This is a genomic window from Qipengyuania sp. BR81-2 (genome assembly GCF_055693895.1).
On sequence record NZ_CM146344.1, the window covers coordinates 741,761 to 762,193 of the forward strand.

Below are 20,433 nucleotides of genomic sequence, written 5' to 3' on the forward strand. Positions count from 1 at the left end.
TGCCGCTTTACTCACTTACTTGCTGGTCTGGTTGAGAAACCAGATGCGCTCTTCGGCCTGGTCGATCCAATCGTCGACGATACCGCTAGTGGCGTTGTCCCCCACGGTTTCGGCCTCTTCCTTCACCGAGCCGAGGCGATCGTGGAGCTTCTTGTTGTCGTCACGCAGTTCGGCGACCATCGCGTCGGCGGTCAGCGTGACGTCATCCTGGTCCTTGATTTGCGTTTCCGACTGGATCGTGCCGATCGAGGTGAGCGTATACTCGTCGTTCTTGCGCACGCGCTCGCCGATATCGTCGACCGTCGCGATCAGCTGGGCGGCCTGTTCGTCGAACAGGAGATGGAGGTCGCGAAAGCGCGGGCCTGCCACGTGCCAGTGGAAGTTCTTGGTCTTGAAATAGAGAGCCATCGTGTCTGCCAGTGCACCGTTCAGTGCAGTGACGAGACCGGATTTTGCGTTGTTGCCGAGTTCGGCCATGATTTTTTCCTTCTTGAATGTCTTCACCCAACCAACGGATCGGCAGGGCAAGGGTTTCGCGAAGGGTTTCGAGCGCTGTGATCGCCCTTATCGATTAATTGCGCAGGCTTGTTCGTTTATTGCGATCAATTCGCATTAGCGTCACGCAGCCCACGGACCGGTAATGGCCATCGTGCGGGTCGGCGCATAGGCATTGACGAAGAACCACTTGCCGTCGGGCGAGAAACAGCCGCCCGCAAGTTCGGTCTGGAGCTTGAGCCTGCCGAAGACGTGTGGCTCGCCATTCGCGGTGAGCAGGATCAACCGGTTGTCGACCACGTCGGTATACTGGTCCTCGCACACGATAAGGTGGCCGTTCGGCCCGACAGTCAGGTTGTCGCCGTAGTTGAACTGCTCCTCGCTCTCGCTTTCGAAGAACAGCTCGATCTCGTCGGCGCGCGTTCCGCGGCCCGGAATGAGGCGGAAGATCTGGCCGAGCTTCTTCGCCCCGCCGCTGGTCGAACAAATGTAGAGCTCGCCATCGCCCATGTGGATGCCCTCGCCGCGCGCGATGATGGCCGCGCCCTGCGCCGCTGCGCGCTTGCGCAGATCGTCTTCGGGAGCCTCGACATTGTCCATGGTGAACCATTCGACGGCCAGGCGCTCGCGCACCGGCATGGAGGGCGCCTCCCAGTTGCGCGTATCCGCAACACCTGTGATGCGCATGGCCTGCAGCGTGCCGCCCCTCGCGAGGTCACCCGCGACATTCGGGATGAAACGGTAGAGCACGCTGTCGCCGCGATCTTCGGTCAGGTAGACAATGCCGGTTTCCGGATCGACGCAGGCAGCCTCGTGGTTGAAGCGGCCCATGGCCTTGAGCGGGGCTGGATTGACGAGCTTCTCCGCATCGGCGGGCACTTCGAACACCCAGCCGTGGGATTGGCCAAGCTTGTCGGGTGCGATCGATTCGGCGCCGGTGACCGCTTCCTCGCAGGTCAGCCAGGTCCCCCATGGCGTGATGCCGCCCGAACAATTGCGGATCGTGCCGGCAAGCGAGCGATACTCGCGCTTCTTCTCGATCGTCGTCGCATCGACAACGAGAGTCGTCGTACCTCCGGGCAGCACCGTTTTGCCGGCAATCCGGTCGAAGCCCTCGGCGATGTCGCCGCCCGAGCCGTCAGTCGGGATCAGCTCGTGATTGCGCACCAGCGCAAGTTCGCCGGTGGGAAGCGGGATACAGCCCATGCCGTCCGCCTTGTCGGGGACGGTGCCGCCGTCGCTCATCTTATCACCGAGGCTGGAGAGGAGCCGGTATGAAAAGCCCTCGGGCAGGTCGAGCAGCCCGTCGGGGTCTGGCACCAAGGGGCCATAGCCGTCGAAATTAGCAAGCGCCGGGCCACGTGTCATGCAGCCGCTCAGTGACAGCGCGGCAAATGCGCTGGCAGTTGCGGAAAGGAACTGGCGGCGGTGCATGTCGGCTTTCATCAATCTCTCCATTGGCGACCGTGTGCTGCATGCGATAGCAGTGCGACAGGCAAAAGACAGTGGGAGAGAGTCGAATGCAACTGACCGAGGGTATGGCCGCAGTGGTAACCGGCGGCGCGAGCGGCCTTGGCAAGGCAAGCGCGAAGGCCTTGGCTGACCTTGGACTCAAGGTGACGATCTTCGACATCGACGAAGAAGGCGGCAAGGCGCACGCAGAAGCGATCGGCGGCATTTTTGCGCGGGTCGACATCACCGACGAACAATCGGTCGTCGAAGGCTTCGACCGCGCACGCGATGCCCACGGGCAGGAGCGCGTGACCGTCCACTGCGCAATGACAAGCCGCCGCGGTAAGACACTGGGCTGGGACAAGGAAAAGGGCGGCTACAAGCGCCTTTCGACCGAGGACTATGCCTTCGGCGCGGACGGCATTCTCGTATCCTCCTATCGTATTGCCAGCCACTCGGCACTCGGCATGGCCAACAGCGAGCCCCTGAACGAGGATGGCGAGCGTGGCTGCATCACGCTGACCGCCAGCGTTGCGGCGCAGGACGGCCAGATCGGCCAGGTGATTTACGGCAGCTGCAAGGCGGGCGTGAACGGCCTCGTGCTACCCATGGCGCGCGACCTGATGGAGCTCGGCATCCGCGTGAACTCGGTGATGCCTGGCATTTTCGCCACGCCGCTCATGCTTGGAATGAAGGATCGCAATCCGCAAATGTGGGACCAGCTCAATGCCAGCGTGCCCTTCCCCAAGCGTCTCGGCGAGCCGGAGGAATTCGCGTCGCTGATCTGCGAGATCGCCCGCAACAGCTACATCAACGGTCACCAGTTCCGCCTCGACGGCGCGATCCGCATGCCGCCCAAGTAGGGTTCAATCCGACCCTAGATACACCAGTCGATCTGCTGGCCCTTGGGTGCATTTCCGTCGAAGCGGGTGCGTGCGTGGATCATGCGATCCGCCAGCGAGCGCACCGCACGGCTGCCGGTCGTCTTACACCAGAAGGGGAAGATGCCGTGGATCAGGCAGGCGAGATCCTGCCGTTATCAGGCTCAGCCCGAAACCGCCCGCCGTAGCCATGTGCTCCCAATAGCTCTCACCGACCGAATTCGGGTGGGCGGTAAACAGTTTCATGGACTTGGTACTCCAGGTTTGTTCGTCAGAGCGCCTGCGCCACTAGCAGCGCGAGGCCGAAAGCCGTGAGCGTCGATGCCACGACCGGCAGGAACGCGCGCCAGCCATAGGCGAAAATGCCGGAAAGGTCAGCCTTGATCGCGGCCGAAATCACAGCGAGCAGCAGGAAGAAGCTCGCCGCCGAAGCACCCCAGTCGCCGACCACCTCGGGAAGCACGACGAAGCTGTTCACTGCAACCACGACGATGAAGCCGGCGATGAACCATGGCACGCCCTGTTTCAGCGAGAAGCGCCTGCCTTCCCCTTCAGCCTTGCTGCCGAGAACGAAGGCGACGATCAGCAGCACCGGCACCAGAAGCGCGACCCGCGACAGTTTGACCACGGTGGCCACCTCACCCGCGCCCTCGGAAACGGCAAAGCCGCCGCCGATCGCCTGTGCGACATCGTGGATCGACGCGCCGACGAGGAACCCAGCCTGCGTGTCGGAAAGCCCCATTGCGGCGGCGAGCGCGGGATAGGTCGCGAGCGCCAACGCGCTTGCCAGCGTCACGCCGAGAACGGTGATGGCGAAGCCTTCCTGCCCTACCCGCTTCGAGCCGATAATGCCCCATAGCGCGAGTGCTGCAGAGATACCGCAGATCGCGGTCGCACCGCCTGCCAGAAGACCCAGATGGATGTCGAGACGCGCCAGCCGCGCCGCCAGCAAACCCGCACCGATGACCGCGGCCATGATCGCGATGAGACCAAGGAAGGGCAGCAAGCCGAGCGCGGTAATTTCCGACAAGGTAACCCGCAGCCCGAGCAGCACGATGCCGACACGCAGCAAGGTTTGCGAGGCGACATCGAGGCCCGGCAGCAGGCGCTTGTCTGCGCTCGCGAAATTGAGGGCGAAGCCGAGCAGGAGGCCGAGCAGGATCGGCGGCGCGCCATATTGTTCGCTCAGCCAGAGCGCTGCCAGCGCGGCAATGCCCACAAGTACGAGGCCGGGCAACGCCGCGGTCCACGCGCGCTTCTCCGCCTGCGGGGCAAGCTGAAGCTCGCCATACAGGTCGGCCATGAAATACTGGTCGGTCTTGCCGCGCATGATCCCCTCTCACATCCTCCAGCACGGTAGCGCGCGAGGACATTCTGGAGCGGGTAGCGGGAATCGAACCCGCGCGTCCAGCTTGGGAAGCTGGCAGGCTACCATTACATCATACCCGCAGCCCGACGTTCGCCGCGCTTGCCCCGCGGCGCCGCGCCGGTCAACACGGATTTCACGCCACCCCGCGCCTGGCATTGGCGCGAACACGGCAAGTTTCATTTGAAACCGGTTGATTTCGGACCCTCGGCTTGCCAAGGCCGTTGGCAAGGAAAGAGAGGATTCTCCCATGCGTCAGGTTGACCATTTCATTGTCGGCGAAAGCCCGGCTCCCACCCGCAAGCACCAGATCTGGAACCCGTCGACCGGTGAGGTTCAGGCCGAGGTAGCGCTGGGCGATGCTGCCCTCCTCCAGAAGGCAGTGGACGAGGCGAAGAAGGTCCAGCCGGCATGGGCGGCGACCAACCCGCAGAAGCGCGCCCGCGTGATGTTCGAATTCAAGCGGCTCGTCGAAGCCAACAAGCAGGAACTCGCAGAGCTGCTGTCGAGCGAGCACGGCAAGGTCGTCGACGATGCGCATGGCGACGTGCAGCGCGGCCTCGAGGTCATCGAGTTCGCCTGCGGTATCCCGCAGGCGCTGAAGGGCGAGTACACGCAGGGCGCAGGTCCGGGCATCGACGTCTATTCGATGCGCCAGCCGCTCGGCATCGGTGCGGGCATCACTCCGTTCAACTTCCCGGCCATGATCCCGATGTGGATGTTCGGCATGGCAATCGCTGCGGGCAACGCCTTCATCCTGAAGCCGTCCGAGCGTGACCCGAGCGTGCCCGTGCGCCTCGCCGAACTCTTCGTGGAAGCCGGCGCGCCCGAGGGGCTGCTGCAGGTCGTCCATGGCGACAAGGAAATGGTCGATGCCATCCTCGACCACCCCGATATCCCGGCGATCAGCTTCGTCGGCTCCTCCGACATCGCGCAGTATATCTACTCGCGCGGCTCTGCGAACGCCAAGCGCGTGCAGGCCTTCGGCGGCGCGAAGAACCACGGCATCGTGATGCCCGACGCCGATCTCGACCAGGTGGTGAACGATCTGGCCGGTGCCGCTTTCGGTTCGGCTGGCGAGCGCTGCATGGCGCTGCCCGTCGTCGTCCCCGTGGGTGAGGACACCGCAGACAAGCTGCGCGAAAAGCTGATCCCCGCGATCAATGCGCTGCGCGTCGGCGTCTCGAACGATCCCGATGCGCATTACGGGCCCGTAGTCACGCCCGAGCACAAGGCGCGCGTCGAAGGCTGGATCGACACGGCCGAGAAGGAAGGCGCCGAAGTCGTCATCGACGGCCGCGGCTTCAGCCTGCAGGGCCATGAGGACGGCTTCTTTGTCGGCCCGACGCTGCTCGACCGCGTGACCACCGACATGGAAAGCTACAGGGAAGAAATCTTCGGCCCCGTGCTCCAGATCGTGCGCGCCAAGGATTTCGAAGACGCTGTCCGCCTGCCGAGCGAGCACCAGTACGGCAATGGCGTCGCGATCTTCACCCGTAACGGCCACGCGGCGCGTGAATTCGCATCACGTGTCAATGTCGGCATGGTCGGCATCAACGTGCCGATCCCCGTCCCCGTCAGCTACCACAGCTTCGGTGGCTGGAAGCGTTCGGGCTTCGGCGACATCGACCAGTACGGCATGGAAGGCCTCAAGTTCTGGACCAAGGCCAAGAAGGTCACCCAGCGCTGGCCCGATGGCGGCGGCGACGGATCGAACGCCTTCGTCATCCCGACGATGGGCTAACCGGCCGCAAGTAAATACGGGTGCGGCAGCCCAGCCGGCTACCGCACCTTCTCTCACCGGCTACATTGCCATCGCGCACGGCTTGGCCCATCCTCTCCACTTCGGAAGCCGGAGGAGAGGCGCCTTGAAACCTGCCCTGTTGACCCTGTTCGCCCTGCCGCTCGCAGCCTGCACCACGGCCTATGGCCAGAGCGAAGTCCCAACCGCACCAGCGGCGCCCTCGGGCACCTGCGATGCAGCGCCCGCGCAATACCACATCGGCCATGACGCAACCGCGGAAATGGGCGCGGCGATCATGAAGGATACGGGCGCGCAGTCCCTGCGCTGGGGTCCGCCCGACTCGGTCTGGACGATGGACTATCGCGTCGAGCGCGTGAACGTACGCTACGACCGCGACATGAAAATCACCGAGATCACCTGCGGGTGAGCGGGCGCCGGCGCACCACCAGCGGCTCGCCCTTCGAGGAGCAGTTCGGCTTCTGCCGCGCAATTCGCGAAGGCAACCGCATCATCGTGGCGGGCACCGGCCCGATCGAGCCCGACGGGTCATCCACCGAAGGCGATGCCGCCGTACAGGCCGCGCGTTGCTGCGAACTGATCGTGCAGGCGATCGAGGATCTCGGCGGCAGCGCAGGCGACGTCGTGCGCACCCGCATGTTCCTCACTGACTTCGACGACCAGGCAGCCGTGGGAGAAGTCCATGCGCGCTTTTTCGGCGCGGCGAAACCGGCCGCAACAATGGTCGGCGCGCCATGGCTTTGCCGCAAGGAATGGAAGGTCGAGATCGAAGCCGAAGCGATTGTCGCCGGGTAGGGGTCCGACCGGCGAGCTCTATTTCCGCGTGTTGATCCCGAACGGAAGGTAGGCCGGGCAAACCGAAACGAAGCTCGTCACCACGAATATTGCCGCAACAACATAGGCTGCGATCGCGAAGGTTCCGCTGATGGTGCCCGTTGCCGCAAGCGCGATCAGCACTACGGCCGCGATAAGGCGAACTGTCTTGTCGAGCGATCCCATATTCTTCGTCATGATCATTCTCCGTCTACCTGGCTCAGGTGTTTCCCGAAGTCGGATATTCGAGCGGGGGTTCACTGAAGCCTCATGAACTATACGCTGCCGTGGTGGAGAGGCATTGATCTAGGTCAATCGGCCGTGCTGGCAGGTCGAAAATCGGGGTCGCAATTTTGCGCGTCTGCAAGTCACCTTGCCGCAAGGAATGGAAAGTCGAAATCGAGGCCAAAGCAATCGTTCAGGCCTAGGCTTTCGCGCCCCTTCACTTGCCCGCTCGAGAGGTCTAGAGCGCTGGCCATGACAGGACAATTCCAGCTTACCGAAGAGCAGCTCGCCATCCAGGAAATGGCGCAGCGTTTCACCGCCGACAACATCACGCCTCACGCAGGCGAATGGGACGAGAAGAGCCACTTCCCGCGCGACGTGATCAAGAGCACCGCCGAACTCGGTTTCGGGGCGATCTACGTTTCCGAAGAAAGCGGCGGCATCGGTCTCGGCCGATTGGAAGCCGCGCTGATCATGGAAGCCATGGCCTATGGCTGCCCGACCACCAGTGCCTTCATCTCGATCCACAACATGGCGAGCTGGATGATCGACCAGTTCGGCAGCCAGGACGTGAAGGACCGCTACCTTCCCGACCTCGTCTCCATGGAAAAGATCGCCAGCTACTGCCTGACCGAACCGGGCAGCGGCTCGGATGCCGCAGGTCTCAAGACCAACGCGGTGCTCGATGGCGACCACTATGTCCTCAACGGCACCAAGCAATTCATCTCGGGCGGCGGCGTGAACGACGTCTACGTCACCATGGTCCGCACTTCCGAGCACAAGACCAAGGGCATCACCTGCCTAGTGATCGACAAGGACACGCCGGGTGTCTCCTTCGGCAAGCCGGAAAAGAAGCTCGGCTGGAACGCCTCGCCCACCGCGCAGGTCATCTTCGAGGATGCGCGCGTACCCGTCGCCAACCGCGTCGGTGACGAAGGCGAAGGTTTCCGCTTCGCGATGATGGGCCTCGACGGCGGCCGCCTCAACATCGGTGCCTGCTCGCTGGGTGGTGCTCAGCGTTGTCTCGACGAAGCGGTGGCCTACACCAAGGATCGCAAGCAGTTCGACACGCCGATCGCCGACTTCCAAAACACGCAGTTCATGCTCGCCGACATGGCGACCGATCTCGAAGCGGCGCGCGCATTGCTTTACCTCGCGGCGGCGAAGGTCACCGACAATGCGCCCGACAAGTCGCGCTTCTCGGCGATGGCCAAGCGCCTTGCGACCGATAACGGTAGCAAGATCGTGAACGACGCGCTGCAGCTGTTCGGTGGCTATGGCTATCTCAAGGAATATCCGATCGAGCGCTTCTGGCGCGACCTGCGCGTCCACTCGATCCTCGAAGGCACGAACCAGGTCATGCGCATGATCGTGGGCCGCGACCTGCTGCGCCAGTAAGGACCGGCACGATGACCGATGAAGTAAACATCCATACCCATGGCCGCACCGGCCATATCTCGCTCAATCGTCCCAAGGCCCTGCACTCGCTCACGCTCGACATGTGTCACGCGATGAGCAAAGCGCTCACCGGCTTGGCAGGCGACGATGCGGTCGAGGCGGTGATCCTCGACCATGCCGAGGGCCGCGGCTTCTGCGCAGGCGGCGACATCAACCTGCTGCGCAACTCCGCCCTCAACGACGGCGGGAAAAGCGGGCGCGCCTTCTTCCATGACGAGTACCAGCTCAACCACCAGATGATGACCTATGACAAGCCCATCGTAGCTTTCATGGACGGCATCACCATGGGCGGCGGCGTGGGGATTGCCCTGCCCTGCAAGTACCGCGTCGCGACCGAACACACGCGTTTCGCCATGCCGGAAACGGGCATCGGCCTCTTCCCCGACGTCGGCGGTGGCTGGCACCTGTCGCGCCTCGGCGGACGCCTCGGCCAGTTCCTCGCGCTGACCGGCGCGCGGCTTGACGGTGCGGAATGCGTCTGGGCGGGTATCGCCACGCACTACCTGCCGAGCGAGAAGCTGGCCGAAGCCAAGGCGCGTATCGCCGAGAAGCCTGACCGTATCTCGGGTATCCTGTCCGAACTCTCGGAAACGCCGCCCGCAGCCCGCATCGAAGGCAATGCCGACAAGATCGCCAAGCATTTCGCCTTCGACCGCTATGAGGACATCCTCGCCAGCCTCGAGGCCGATGACAGCGAGTGGGCAGCCAAGGAGCTGGCCACGCTGCGCACCAAGAGTCCGCAGACCTGCAAGGTCGCGCTCCGCCAGCTCAGCGAGAGCGAGAAGCTCGACAGCTTTGCCGACAACATGGCCATGGAATACCGCATCGCATCGCGCGTGCTGACACGCCCCGACTTTGCCGAGGGCGTGCGTGCGGTGATCGTGGACAAGACGAACGACCCCAAATGGGATCCGGCAACGCCCGAGGGCGTGAGCGAGGAACTGCTCGACAGCATCTTCGCCCCGCTACCCGCCAACGAGGAATGGAAACCGCTATGAGTTACGAGACCATCACCGTCGAACAGCGCGATGCCGTCACGCTGATCACGCTCAACCGCCCGAAAGCGCTCAACGCGCTCAACAGCAAGGTGCTCGAGGAACTGATCGAGGCATTCGCCGCCTACCAGGCCGACAGCAGCCAGCTGTGCGCGGTCCTCACCGGCTCGGGCGACAAGGCCTTTGCCGCCGGCGCCGACATCAAGGAGATGAGCGAGAAGGAAGCGGCAGACTTCTATTTGGAAGACTTCTTCGCGCCCTGGACCAGCGAAATCGTCAAGAAGACCCGCAAGCCTTGGATCGCGGCGGTAAACGGCTTCGCGCTGGGCGGCGGGTGCGAGCTTGCCATGATGGCCGACTTCATCATCGCTTCGGAAAACGCCAAGTTCGGCCAGCCCGAGATCAAGCTCGGCGTGGCGCCGGGCATGGGCGGCTCGCAGCGCCTGACCAGGGCGATCGGCAAGTCGAAGGCCATGGAAATGTGCCTCACCGGCCGCATGATGGGCGCCGAGGAAGCCGAACGCAGCAATCTTGTCGCGCGCGTCGTGCCGCATGACGAACTGCTCGACGATGCCATGAAGACCGCCGCGCAAATCGCCTCGATGCCGCCGATGGCAGCGATCGCGAACAAGGAAATGGTCAACGCCGCTTTCGAAACTAGCCTCGACCAGGGCCTGATCATCGAGCGCCGCATCTTCCAGATCCTCACCGCGAGCGAGGACAAGAAAGAAGGCATGGCCGCCTTCGTCGAGAAGCGCGAGGGCAAGTGGAAGGGCCGCTGACCCCTTCACTCAAGATCATAAGAATACGCGGAGAGAGAACATGAAAATCGCCTTCATCGGCCTCGGCAATATGGGCGGCGGGATGGCCGCGAACCTCGTTAGGGCTGGGCACGAGGTGAACGCCTTCGACCTTTCCGCCGAAGCACGCAGCTCGGCTGAGAGCGGTGGTTGCGATGCCTATGACGATGCCAAGCGCGCCTGCGAGGGCGTGGATGCGGTCGTGACGATGCTGCCCAACGGCGCCATCGTGAAGTCGGTCTATGAAGGCGATGTCTTCGGCCATGCGCCCGAAGGTGCGGTACTGCTCGACTGTTCGACCATCGACGTCGCCACTGCGAAGGAACTGGCCGAAAGCGCGAGCGCGAAGGGCTACGACATGGTCGATGCCCCTGTTTCCGGCGGGATCGCGGCTGCGATGGGCGGCACGCTCACTTTCATGGTCGGCGGCACCGACAAGGCCTTCAAGCGCGCCGAAGAAGTGCTGAACGCAATGGGCAAGGCGGTGATCCATGCAGGTGATGCAGGCGCGGGCCAGACCGCCAAGATCTGCAACAACATGCTGCTCGCCATCACCATGATCGGCACGACCGAGGCGATGAAGATGGCCGAGAAGCTCGGCCTCGACCCGCAGAAATTCTACGAGATCAGCTCGCAATCCTCCGGCTATTGCTGGCCGCTCAACGCCTATACGCCGATGCCCGGCGTCGGCGTCGAAAGCCCGGCGGACAATGACTACAAGGGCGGCTTTGCCACCGCTCTGATGCTCAAGGACCTGCGTCTTGCGATGGAAGCGGCGGGCAGCGTCGATGCCGAGACCGCACTCGGCAAGCATGCCACCGAGATCTACGAGGCCTTCGCCGAGGAAAACGGTGGGCTCGACTTCTCGGCGGTGATCAAGACTCTCTGAGTTCGGCGAGCACCGCTGCGAGCCAGTCGCGCGGTGCCTTGCGCCGACCGATGTCGGCGACGAATTCCTGTCCGCGTGCAACGCTCCTCAGCCGGCCGCCGCGCAGCCAGCGATCCGCGCGGTCGTGGTAGGATAGCCCGCCCTTCTTCAGCCAGTCGGGCCGCTCCCATAGCGAGGGCGGGCCTCCCGGAACTGTAAGGCGCAGCGTTTCGCTCGCCCGCGGCGCAGTGCCGCCCGGACCAACATAGATGCAGTCGTTGGATCCGTGCATTTCAAGCGCATGCGGATGGCCATGAGCCGCCAGTTCTGCGCGCTCGGCATCGTCGCAGTCCGCAAGATAAATCATGCGCTCAATCTGCATCCAGCCGAAGATGCGGTGGTGGGGCTCGCCGGTCATCTCCTCGCGGAAAAGCCCGAAGAACAGGAACACGTCGCCCTCGCGAACGCCCTGATTTGCGAGATGGGTCTGCGCTGCCCCGACCTGCCCGAACAGGCAAGTGCCATCGGCGAGGAACATCGGGTCGTGATGGCAAAGGTCGCCCCCGCCCAGCTTGCCACGACTGGAGAGCGATGCATGCTCGCCCAGCCCAAGCTCGCCATAGGTTGTGCGCGAAGCGGTGCCTGCCGGGATCGGCAGGCTCAGTGGCCTACCGTCAATGATGGGCGACGGGCCACCGCCCGCTGCGCTATCGAAGCCCTTGCGGCTGAAGATGATCCTCATGGCCGCAGGCGGGCGATCAACGTCCGCCCTGCTCGCTCATGGTCGGCGTTCCTGCAGGCGGGTTCGGCTCTTCCCAGGCGAGGATCGGCTTGCGCGCGGCCAGCGTTTCGTCGAGACGGCGGCGCGGCGCATAATGCGGCGCAGTCTTGAGCGTCTCGTCGCCCGCCTTGGCGCGCTCGGCGACGCTGCGCAGCGCCATGATGAACTGGTCCAGCGCAGCCTTGCTCTCGGTCTCGGTCGGCTCGACCAGCATCGCTCCATGCACCACCAACGGGAAATACATGGTCATCGGGTGGTAGCCTTCGTCGATCAGCCCCTTGGCAAGGTCGAGCGTCGAGATGTCCTCGGCAAAGCCCTTATCGCTGAACAGCGCCTCGTGCATGCACGGCCCGCTGTGACCGAAGGGCGCGTCGAGCACGTCCTCGAGGCTGCGCAGCAGGTAATTGGCGTTGAGCACGGCGTCCTCGGCAACCTGGCGCAGTCCATCAGCACCGTGGCTGAGGATGTAAGACAGCGCGCGGGTGAACATGCCCATCTGACCATGGAAGGCGGTCATGCGGCCGAAGCTCTGCATCTTGCCGTCGAAGTGCTGTTCGGAGAACGCATCCGCGTCCTCTTCCTCGATCAGGTGGACCACGCCGTCCTTGGTGCGCGCCGTATAGGGCAGCGGGCCAAAGGGCGCGAGCGCCTCCGACAGGACCACCGGCCCCGAACCCGGGCCACCGCCGCCATGCGGGGTGGAGAAGGTCTTGTGCAGGTTGATGTGCATTGCGTCGACTCCAAGGTCGCCGGGGCGGACCTTGCCGACGATGGCGTTGAAGTTCGCGCCGTCGCAATAGACGAAACCGCCTGCCTCGTGGACCGCGTCGGAGATTTCCTTGAGGTGGCGCTCGAACAGGCCAAGCGTCGAGGGGTTGGTGATCATCACGCCCGCGACATCGGGGCCAAGACGGCTCTTGAGCGCATCGAGATCGACGCGTCCGTCCGAATTGGCGGGGATGTCCTCGATCTTGTAGCCCGCGAAAGCGGCCGTGGCGGGGTTGGTGCCATGCGCGCTTTCGGGAACGAGGATGACCTCGCGTGCATCGCCGCGCGCTTCGAGGGCTGCGCGAATGCAGAGGATGCCGCAAAGTTCGCCATGAGCGCCCGCCTTGGGGCTCATCGCGACGCCGTGCATGCCGGTCAGGTCGATCAGCCAGTGCGCCAGCTCGTTCACGACTTCGAGCGCGCCGCGAACCGTGTCGACCGGCTGCAGCGGATGCACATCGGCGAAGCCGGGCATACGCGCGACCTTCTCGTTCAGGCGCGGGTTGTGCTTCATCGTGCACGAACCGAGCGGGAAGAAGCCGAGATCGATGCCGTAATTCTGGCGGCTGAGACGCGTGTAATGACGCACCGTTTCCGGTTCGGACAGGCCGGGCAAACCGATCTTCTCGCTGCGATCGAGCCCGCCGAGGCGGTTCGCGCCGCCGGTCGGTTCGGGCAGGTCGACGCCGGTCGTCTCGGTATTGCCGATCTCGAAGATCAGCGCCTCCTCGAGCATCAGCGCGCGGTTGCCGGTGACCGTATCGGGGCCGGTCATCGCGTTGTGATCCTGGACGGGGGTGCCGGGCTTCCAGCCCGATGCGTTGGGGGCGTTCATGACAGCACCTCCTTCAGCGCGGAAACAAGCGTTTCGATGTCCTCCTCGGTCGAGGTCTCGGTGACCGCGACGATGAGGCCATCGGACAGCTCTTCGTGTTCGGGGAACAGGCGCCCGAGCGAGACGCCTGCCAGAATGTTGTCCTTGGCGAGCTTGCGGACCACGGCGCGCGCATCGGTACCGAGCTGGATCGTGAACTCGTTGAAGAATGCATCGTTGAGCACGCTCACGCCCGGCACTTCGGCGAGCTTGTCGGCCGCGATGCATGCAAGGCGATGGTTCTCCATCGCGAGGCTACGAAGGCCCTTTTCGCCGAGCAACGTCATGTGGACGCTGAAGGCGAGAGCACACAGGCCCGAATTGGTGCAGATGTTCGACGTCGCCTTCTCGCGGCGGATATGCTGCTCGCGGGTCGAGAGCGTCAGCACGTAGCCGCGCTTGCCCTCGGCATCCTGCGTTTCGCCACAAAGGCGCCCGGGCATCATGCGGACATGCTTGGGATCGCGCACGGCGAAGAGGCCGAGGTACGGCCCGCCGAACTGCAGGCCGACGCCGATCGACTGACCTTCGCCAACAACGATATCCGCGCCCATTTCGCCGGGCGACTTGATTGCGCCGAGAGCCACCGGCTCGGTATTCACGACGATCAGCAGCGCGCCCTTTTCGTGCGCGGCATCGGCGACCGGCTGGAGGTCGTTCACGCGGCCGAGGATGTCGGGATACTGCACCACGACGCAGCTGGTGTTGTCGTCGATCCGCGAGATCAGCCCGTCGGTGTCGGGGCTCGCTTGCATGGCGGGCTTGGCGTGCGCGATCTCGTCATCGGTGAACTTCGCCATGGTCTTGACGACCTCGGCGTAATGCGGGTGCAGCGCGCCCGAGAGCACGACCTTGCGCTTCTTGCCGCGCGCGATGCGGCTCGCCATCGCGACTGCTTCCCAGCAGGCGGTCGAGCCGTCGTACATCGAGGCATTGGCCACCGCGCAGCCATAGAGATGCGCGACCTGGCTCTGGAACTCGAACAGCATCTGCAGCGTGCCCTGCGCGATTTCCGGCTGGTAGGGCGTGTAGGCGGTCAGGAACTCGCCGCGCTGGATGATGTGATCGACGCTCGCAGGGACATGATGCTTGTAGGCACCCGCACCGAGGAAGAAGGCGGCGTCCGATGCCGCAAGATTCTTCTTCGACAGCGTGCGCATATGCTTTTCGACCGCCATTTCGGAGGCATGCATCGGCAGGCCATGGATCGGACCGTCGAGCCGCGCCTCTTCGGGCACATCGACGAACAGCGCATCGACGCTAGGCGCGCCGATCTTTTCGAGCATCGCCGAACGGTCGGCATCAGTAAGCGGCAAGTAACGCATCAAATTCCTCGTCAGTCCTCGAGGGAGTTCGGGTCAAAGCCCGTCGCAGAAGCTCTTGTAGGCCTTGTCGTCCATCAGCCCATCCATTTCGGACTTGTCGGACACGGTCATCTTGAAGAACCAGCCGTCTTCCTCTGGCGAGGAATTGACCAGCGCGGGGTCGTCTTCGAGGCCGTCGTTCACTTCGACCACTTCGCCCGAGAGCGGGGCGTAGACGTCGCTGGCTGCCTTGACGCTTTCAACCACGGCAGCGTCCTTGCCCTTTTCGACCATGGTGCCGACTTCGGGCAGTTCGACGAAGACGATGTCGCCAAGCTGGCCTTGTGCGAAATCGGTGATGCCGACCGTCGCAGTGTCGCCTTCAAGGTCGATCCATTCGTGTTCATCGGTGAAATAACGGGCCATCAGGTCACTTCCCTCTGTAGTAGCGGTTGGGGACGAAGGGCATGGGTGCGACCTTCGCGGGCAGTCTCTTCTTACGAACCTCGACTTCGAGTTCGGTTCCCTCTTCAGCGAGATTGGTGTCGATGTAGGCCATGGCGATCGGGCGCTCGAGCGTGGGCGAGAAGCCCCCGCTGGTCACGTGGCCGACCTGCTTCTCGCCCGAATAGACGAGCGCGCCTTCGCGGGCTGGCATGCGACCTTCGATATCGAGGCCGACACGCTTCTGCGCAGGGCCGTCGGCAAGCACCTTGGCGACTGCCTCGTGCCCCATCCAGCCGCCTTCCTCGCGGCGCTTCTTGGTCAGCGCGAAGAGGAGGTCGGCGGAGACTGGGTCGGTTTCCTCGGTGATGTCGTGGCCATAGAGCGGCAGGCCTGCTTCGAGCCGCAGGCTGTCGCGCGCGCCGAGGCCGATCGGACGCACCTCGATTTCGGCGCAAAGCCGGTCGGCGAGGCTGGCGGCGAATTCAGCGGGGATCGAGATCTCGAACCCGTCCTCGCCCGTGTAGCCCGAGCGGGTGATGCGGAGCGGCCATTCGCCGAAGTCGTGCGTGACCGAATCCATGAAGATCATGTCGTCGATCACGTTGCGCATCACGCGATTGAGTGCGGTCGCGGCGTTGGGCCCCTGCAGCGCGAGCAGCGCGTGTTCGTCCATATGGGTGAGTGTGACATCGTCGTCGAGATGCTCGCGAAGATGGGCAATATCGTCCCACTTCATCGCGCCGTTGACGACGAGGTAATATGTGGGCTCGCCCCAATGGCCTTCGGTACCGGCTTCCTCGTCCGCCTCGATCCAGGGCGTGGCATTGGTGACCATGAGATCGTCGAGGATACCGCCGTTCTCGGCCATCAGCAGCGAATAGCGCGTGCGGCCGGGCTTCAGCGAGGCGATCGCGCCGGGCAGGAGCTTTTCGAGTTCCTCGGCTGCCTTTTCGCCGCTGACCAGCAGCTGGCCCATGTGGCTGACATCGAACAGGCCTGCCTGCTCGCGCGTCCAGTTGTGTTCGGCGACGATGCCTTCGTACTGGATCGGCATGTGATAGCCCGCGAAAGGCACCATGCGCGCGCCCTTGCCGCGATGCCAGCTATCCAGCGGCAGCGTGCCGGTCTCTTCGATATGCTCGTCGGTGTCGGTTTCTTCGCTCAAGTCCCGTCCTTCAAAAGCATGGGTGCGCCCTCGGCGGGCGCAACAACAACCCATGCCCCCTCTGTCGGGAAACCTGAGAGACTGACGTGCGGATGAGCACGCTTACCCCTTCGGTGGCTGCCGCAAGTGCGGAAGCGCTTTCCAGAGTGTCGATGGCGGCGCACGGTCCATCTGCCTGAGAGTTTCCGGGGCGGTTGCTCCTTCGGCGTCGGGCGGCAGTCACAGCCCGAACTCTCCCGTGCGCGCCCGCCGCAGAATCGCTTCCGCAGCCGACAATTCAGCCCTGCGCGAACATGCGCGCCGGGTCAATCCAGATTGGGCCTGAGCCAGCGCTCGGCCGTTGCAATATCCACACCGCGGCGCGCGGCGTAATCTTCCAGCTGGTCCCGGCCGATCCGCGCCACGCCGAAATACTCCGCTTCCGGGTGTCCGAAATAGAATCCGCTGACCGCCGCCGTCGGGTACATGGCGAAGTTCTCGGTCAGGGTGAGACCCGCGTTCGCAGGCGCGTCGAGCAGGTCGAACAGGATCGGCTTGAGGCTGTGATCGGGGCATGCGGGATAGCCCGGCGCCGGGCGGATACCGCGGTATTCCTCCTTGATCAGCGCCTCGTTGGTGAGCTGTTCCTGCGGCGCATAGCCCCAAAGATCGGTCCGCACATGCTGGTGCAGCCGTTCGGCAAAGGCTTCCGCGAAGCGGTCGGCCAGCGCCTTGAGGAGGATGTCGGAGTAATCGTCCTTGTCCTCAAGGAAGCGCTTCGAATGCTCCTCGATCCCATGGATGCCGACGGCAAACCCGCCGATCCAGTCGCCCGCCGGATCGATGAAGTCGGCAAGGCACATGTTCGCACGGTCGCGGCTCTTCTTCACCTGCTGGCGCAGGAAGGGGAGAACGGTATGCGCCTCGCCGCCATTGCCGTGGATCGTCACATCGTCGCCGTCACGCGCGCAGGGCCAGAAACCGGCCACCCCCTTCGCGGTGAGCCACTTGTTCGCGATGATCCGGTCGAGCATTGCGTCGGCATCGGCCTTCAGCTGCTGCGCGGTTTCGCCCACCACCTCGTCGTCGAGGATCTTGGGATAGGTGCCGTGCAATTCCCAAGCGCGGAAGAATGGCGTCCAGTCGATGTAATCGCGAAGATCGGCGAGCGACCAGTCGTCGAAGACATGGATGCCGGGCTTCAATGGCGGTGCCGCCTTGTCCGAAAGATAGGCGTCGAAGAAGTTTGCCCGCGCCTCGTCGATGCTGAGCAGCACGCTCTGCGACCTGCCCTCGCGGGCTTCGCGCACCTTCACATATTCACCCGCGGTGTCGGAGACGAATTCGTCGCGCTGCGTGTCCGACAGGAGGCGGCTCGCCACACCCACCGCACGGCTCGCGTCGAGCACGTGGACAACCGGACCTTCGTAAGCCGGGTCTATACGCAGCGCGGTATGAACCCTGCTGGTGGTAGCGCCGCCAATCAGCAGAGGCATCGTCATGCCCGCCGTCTGCATTTCCTCGGCCACGGTTACCATCTCGTCGAGCGAGGGGGTGATGAGGCCGGAAAGGCCGATCATGTCGGCCTTTTCCTCGCGTGCTGTCTCGAGGATCTTGGACCAGGGCACCATCACGCCGAGGTCGATCACATCATAGCCATTGCACTGCAAGACCACGCCGACGATGTTCTTGCCGATATCGTGAACGTCGCCCTTCACGGTCGCCATCACGATCTTGCCCTTGGCCTTGCGCTGGCTCTCGGGGAGAAGGTCCTTTTCCGCCTCGATGAAGGGGATGAGATGGGCGACCGCCTTCTTCATGACGCGCGCCGATTTCACCACCTGAGGCAGGAACATCTTGCCGCTGCCGAAAAGGTCGCCGACGACGTTCATGCCGTCCATCAGCGGACCTTCGATGACCTCGATCGGGCGGCCACCGGAGGCCGCGACCAGCTCGCGCGCTTCCTCGGTATCGGCGACGACATGCGCATCGATGCCCTTCACCAGCGCGTGTTCGAGCCGCTTCTTCACGTCCCAGCCGCGCCATTCCTCGGCGGCTTTCTCGTCGGCGGCGGACTTACCCTTGTAGCTTTCGGCCAAGTCGATCAGCCGCTCGGTCGCATCCTCGCGGCGCATCAGGATCACGTCCTCGCATGCCTCGCGCAAGGTCGGGTCGATCTGGTCGTAAACGTCGAGCTGGCCCGCGTTGACGATCGCCATGTCGAGCCCGGCGGGGATCGCGTGGTAGAGGAAAACCGAATGCATCGCGCGGCGAACGGTCTCGTTCCCGCGGAAGCTGAACGAGAGGTTCGATAGGCCGCCGCTGGTCTTGGCGAGCGGGCAGCGCTGCTTGATCTCGGCCACCGCCTCGATGAAGTCGAGACCGTAACGGTCATGCTCCTCGATCCCGGTCGCCACGGCGAAAATGTTGGGGTCGAAGATGATGTCCTCGGGTGGAAAGCCGATGCCGGTCAAAAGGTCGTATGCGCGGCTGCAGATCTCGACCTTGCGATCCTTGGTATCGGCCTGCCCGGTCTCGTCGAAGGCCATGACGACCACAGCAGCGCCGTAATCCATGCACTTGCGGGCATGTTCGAGGAACTGCTCCTCGCCTTCCTTCATGCTGATCGAATTGACGATCGGCTTGCCCGAGACGCATTTGAGCCCCGCCTCGATCACGTCCCATTTGGAACTGTCGATCATCACCGGCACGCGCGCGATGTCGGGTTCGGCGGCGATCAGTTTGAGGAAGGTGGTCATCGCCTTTTCGGCGTCGAGCAGGCCCTCGTCCATGTTGACGTCGATCACCTGCGCGCCGTTCTCCACCTGGTCGCGTGCGACCTCCACGGCGGTCTCGTAGTCGTCGGACAGGATCAGCTTCTTGAACCGGGCCGAGCCGGTCACATTGGTGCGTTCGCCGATGTTGACGAAGCGGGCAGTAGTGAGGTCACTCATCAGGCAGCAATCGTAAAGGGTTCGAGGCCGGCAAGGCGCATGTCGGGAGCGGCTTCAGGCAGCTTGCGGGGGGCAACGCCCTCGACTGCCCTGGCCATCGCGGCAATGTGGTCGGGGGTCGAGCCGCAGCAGCCACCGAGCGCATTGATGCGGCCATTGTCGGCCCACACCTTGGTCAGCGCGGCAGTCGTGTCGGGCAGCTCGTCATATTCGCCCAGATCATTGGGCAGGCCCGCATTGGGATAAGCCATGAGATAGGTATCGGCGATGTCCGAGAGGATCTGGACGTGCGGTCGCAGCTGCTCAGCGCCGAAGCTGCAGTTGAGCCCCATGGTCAGCGGCTTGGCGTGGCGCACCGTGTGCCAGAATGCCTCGACCGTGTGACCCGAAAGGTTGCGGCCCGAAAGGTCGGTCAGTGTCAGCGAGATCATCAGCGGGATGTCGCGATCGAGTTCGCGCTCGAGCTGCTTCACCGCCATGATCGCCGCCTTGCAGTTGAGCGTGTCGAAGACCGTCTCGATCAGGATGAAATCCGCCCCGCCCTCGATCAGTCCGCGCGCCTGCTCGACATAGACCTCGACGATTTCGTCGAAGGTCACTTCGCGAAAGCCCGGGTCCTCGACATCGGGCGAGAGCGACAGCGTCTTGTTGGTCGGCCCCATCGCGCCGGCCACGAAACGCGGCACGCCGTCATTTGCGGTGGCCTCGTCGATCGCTTCCCGGATGATCTTCGCGGCAGAAACGTTGATCTCGTGCACGAGATGCTCTGCCGAATAGTCCGCCTGGCTGATGCGGTTGGCGTTGAAGGTATTGGTCGCAAGGATATGCGCGCCGGCAGCGATATAGCTGTCGCAGATCGCGCGAATGACTTGCGGCTGGGTCAAGTTGACGAGGTCGTTATTGCCCTTCTGGTCGGCCTCGAGACCGGTGTCGCCCGCATAATCTTCGGGCGCCAACTTGGCGCGCTGGATCTCGGTACCATAGGGACCGTCCTTGATCAGGATGCGCTGGGCGGCGGCGGCCTTGAATTCTTCGCGTTTCGACAT

General features: G+C 63.7%; 21 protein-coding genes, 1 tRNA gene and 2 riboswitches. Of the genes, 8 read left to right on the top strand and 14 right to left on the bottom strand.

Translation table 11 applies throughout. The annotated features are described in order from the left end of the window. Positions 1–15: 15 nt before the first annotated feature. Positions 16–477, bottom strand: coding sequence for a Dps family protein (locus tag ACZ1G8_RS03645; protein ID WP_472681187.1), 462 nt, complete (start codon positions 475–477; stop codon positions 16–18). 141 nt (positions 478–618) lie between these two features. Further along, on the bottom strand, positions 619–1,941 hold the full coding sequence (locus ACZ1G8_RS03650; protein ID WP_472680441.1) for an alkaline phosphatase PhoX: 1,323 nt from the start codon (positions 1,939–1,941) through the stop codon (positions 619–621). Between the two features lie 74 nt (positions 1,942–2,015). On the opposite strand from ACZ1G8_RS03650, the gene ACZ1G8_RS03655 reads away from it, so the two are divergent. Beyond that, a complete protein-coding gene (locus tag ACZ1G8_RS03655; RefSeq protein WP_472680442.1) occupies positions 2,016–2,810 on the top strand; it encodes an SDR family oxidoreductase in 795 nt (264 codons plus the stop codon). A gap of 14 nt (positions 2,811–2,824) precedes the next feature. On the opposite strand, the gene ACZ1G8_RS03660 is transcribed toward ACZ1G8_RS03655, so the two are convergent. From ACZ1G8_RS03660 to ACZ1G8_RS03675, 4 genes are all read right to left on the bottom strand, one after another. Next, entirely contained in the window at positions 2,825–2,965 is a 141-nt protein-coding gene (locus ACZ1G8_RS03660; RefSeq protein ID WP_472681188.1) for a DUF6356 family protein, read from the bottom strand. Then, positions 2,934–3,074, bottom strand: a complete 141-nt coding sequence (locus ACZ1G8_RS03665) for a DUF6356 family protein (RefSeq protein WP_472680443.1) — start codon at positions 3,072–3,074, stop codon at positions 2,934–2,936. The genes ACZ1G8_RS03660 and ACZ1G8_RS03665 overlap by 32 nt, the downstream gene beginning before the upstream one ends. A 25-nt stretch (positions 3,075–3,099) precedes the next feature. After that, a complete protein-coding gene (locus ACZ1G8_RS03670) occupies positions 3,100–4,158 on the bottom strand; it encodes a YeiH family protein (protein WP_472680444.1) in 1,059 nt (352 codons plus the stop codon). A 45-nt stretch (positions 4,159–4,203) separates the two neighbouring features. Continuing rightward, positions 4,204–4,277: transfer RNA gene (locus ACZ1G8_RS03675), tRNA-Gly, on the bottom strand. Between the two features lie 167 nt (positions 4,278–4,444). Here ACZ1G8_RS03675 and ACZ1G8_RS03680 point away from each other — a divergent pair. The 3 genes from ACZ1G8_RS03680 (at position 4,445) to ACZ1G8_RS03690 (ending at position 6,751) form a co-directional block, all read left to right on the top strand. After that, positions 4,445–5,938, top strand: a complete 1,494-nt coding sequence (locus ACZ1G8_RS03680; RefSeq protein ID WP_472680445.1) for a CoA-acylating methylmalonate-semialdehyde dehydrogenase — start codon at positions 4,445–4,447, stop codon at positions 5,936–5,938. 139 nt (positions 5,939–6,077) lie between these two features. Beyond that, positions 6,078–6,365, top strand: coding sequence for an I78 family peptidase inhibitor (locus tag ACZ1G8_RS03685; RefSeq protein ID WP_472680446.1), 288 nt, complete (start codon positions 6,078–6,080; stop codon positions 6,363–6,365). After that, on the top strand, positions 6,362–6,751 hold the full coding sequence (locus tag ACZ1G8_RS03690; protein ID WP_472680447.1) for a RidA family protein: 390 nt from the start codon (positions 6,362–6,364) through the stop codon (positions 6,749–6,751). Before ACZ1G8_RS03685 ends, ACZ1G8_RS03690 begins: the two co-directional genes overlap by 4 nt. 18 nt (positions 6,752–6,769) lie before the next feature. Here the strand turns inward: ACZ1G8_RS03690 and ACZ1G8_RS03695 are convergent, their stop codons facing one another. Continuing rightward, positions 6,770–6,967 carry a YgaP family membrane protein gene (locus tag ACZ1G8_RS03695; protein WP_472680448.1) on the bottom strand — a complete coding sequence of 66 codons (198 nt, stop codon included), beginning with the start codon at positions 6,965–6,967 and terminating at the stop codon, positions 6,770–6,772. Positions 6,968–7,246: 279 nt separating this feature from the next. Between ACZ1G8_RS03695 and ACZ1G8_RS03700 the strand changes: the two genes are divergently transcribed. From ACZ1G8_RS03700 to mmsB, 4 genes are read left to right on the top strand one after another with little or no spacing between them, the layout of a single operon-like run. Then, entirely contained in the window at positions 7,247–8,392 is a 1,146-nt protein-coding gene (locus tag ACZ1G8_RS03700; RefSeq protein ID WP_221427705.1) for an acyl-CoA dehydrogenase family protein, read from the top strand. Positions 8,393–8,403: 11 nt separating this feature from the next. Next, the gene (locus ACZ1G8_RS03705) at positions 8,404–9,450 is read left to right on the top strand and encodes an enoyl-CoA hydratase/isomerase family protein (protein ID WP_472680449.1); all 1,047 of its coding nucleotides are present in this window, start codon (positions 8,404–8,406) and stop codon (positions 9,448–9,450) included. Continuing rightward, positions 9,447–10,229 carry an enoyl-CoA hydratase-related protein gene (locus tag ACZ1G8_RS03710; RefSeq protein ID WP_472680450.1) on the top strand — a complete coding sequence of 261 codons (783 nt, stop codon included), beginning with the start codon at positions 9,447–9,449 and terminating at the stop codon, positions 10,227–10,229. Before ACZ1G8_RS03705 ends, ACZ1G8_RS03710 begins: the two co-directional genes overlap by 4 nt. Positions 10,230–10,269: 40 nt before the next feature. Further along, complete coding sequence (mmsB, locus tag ACZ1G8_RS03715; protein ID WP_472680451.1) at positions 10,270–11,136, top strand: 3-hydroxyisobutyrate dehydrogenase; 867 nt, start codon at positions 10,270–10,272, stop codon at positions 11,134–11,136. On the opposite strand, the gene ACZ1G8_RS03720 is transcribed toward mmsB, so the two are convergent. The 7 genes from ACZ1G8_RS03720 to ACZ1G8_RS03750 form a co-directional block, all read right to left on the bottom strand. Next, on the bottom strand, positions 11,123–11,857 hold the full coding sequence (locus ACZ1G8_RS03720) for an Nmad3 family putative nucleotide modification protein (RefSeq protein ID WP_472680452.1): 735 nt from the start codon (positions 11,855–11,857) through the stop codon (positions 11,123–11,125). The two genes, mmsB and ACZ1G8_RS03720, sit on opposite strands and share 14 nt — an antisense overlap. 16 nt (positions 11,858–11,873) lie before the next feature. Beyond that, positions 11,874–13,499: an aminomethyl-transferring glycine dehydrogenase subunit GcvPB gene (gene gcvPB / locus ACZ1G8_RS03725; protein ID WP_472680453.1), complete on the bottom strand. Its 1,626-nt coding sequence runs from the start codon at positions 13,497–13,499 to the stop codon at positions 11,874–11,876. Continuing rightward, positions 13,496–14,863 carry an aminomethyl-transferring glycine dehydrogenase subunit GcvPA gene (gcvPA, locus tag ACZ1G8_RS03730; RefSeq protein WP_472680454.1) on the bottom strand — a complete coding sequence of 456 codons (1,368 nt, stop codon included), beginning with the start codon at positions 14,861–14,863 and terminating at the stop codon, positions 13,496–13,498. The genes gcvPB and gcvPA overlap by 4 nt, the downstream gene beginning before the upstream one ends. Before the next feature lie 33 nt (positions 14,864–14,896). Beyond that, the gene (gcvH, locus tag ACZ1G8_RS03735) at positions 14,897–15,268 is read right to left on the bottom strand and encodes a glycine cleavage system protein GcvH (protein WP_472680455.1); all 372 of its coding nucleotides are present in this window, start codon (positions 15,266–15,268) and stop codon (positions 14,897–14,899) included. A 4-nt stretch (positions 15,269–15,272) separates the two neighbouring features. Beyond that, positions 15,273–16,454: a glycine cleavage system aminomethyltransferase GcvT gene (gene gcvT, locus ACZ1G8_RS03740; protein ID WP_472680456.1), complete on the bottom strand. Its 1,182-nt coding sequence runs from the start codon at positions 16,452–16,454 to the stop codon at positions 15,273–15,275. A 51-nt stretch (positions 16,455–16,505) separates the two neighbouring features. Next, positions 16,506–16,607: riboswitch (glycine riboswitch) on the bottom strand. After that, a riboswitch (glycine riboswitch) is annotated at positions 16,608–16,703 on the bottom strand. A gap of 56 nt (positions 16,704–16,759) precedes the next feature. Next, positions 16,760–19,387 (bottom strand): methionine synthase, encoded by a 2,628-nt coding sequence (gene metH, locus ACZ1G8_RS03745; protein ID WP_472680457.1) that lies wholly within the window; start codon positions 19,385–19,387, stop codon positions 16,760–16,762. After that, positions 19,387–20,433, bottom strand: coding sequence for a homocysteine S-methyltransferase family protein (locus tag ACZ1G8_RS03750; RefSeq protein WP_472680458.1), 1,047 nt, complete (start codon positions 20,431–20,433; stop codon positions 19,387–19,389). The genes metH and ACZ1G8_RS03750 overlap by 1 nt, the downstream gene beginning before the upstream one ends.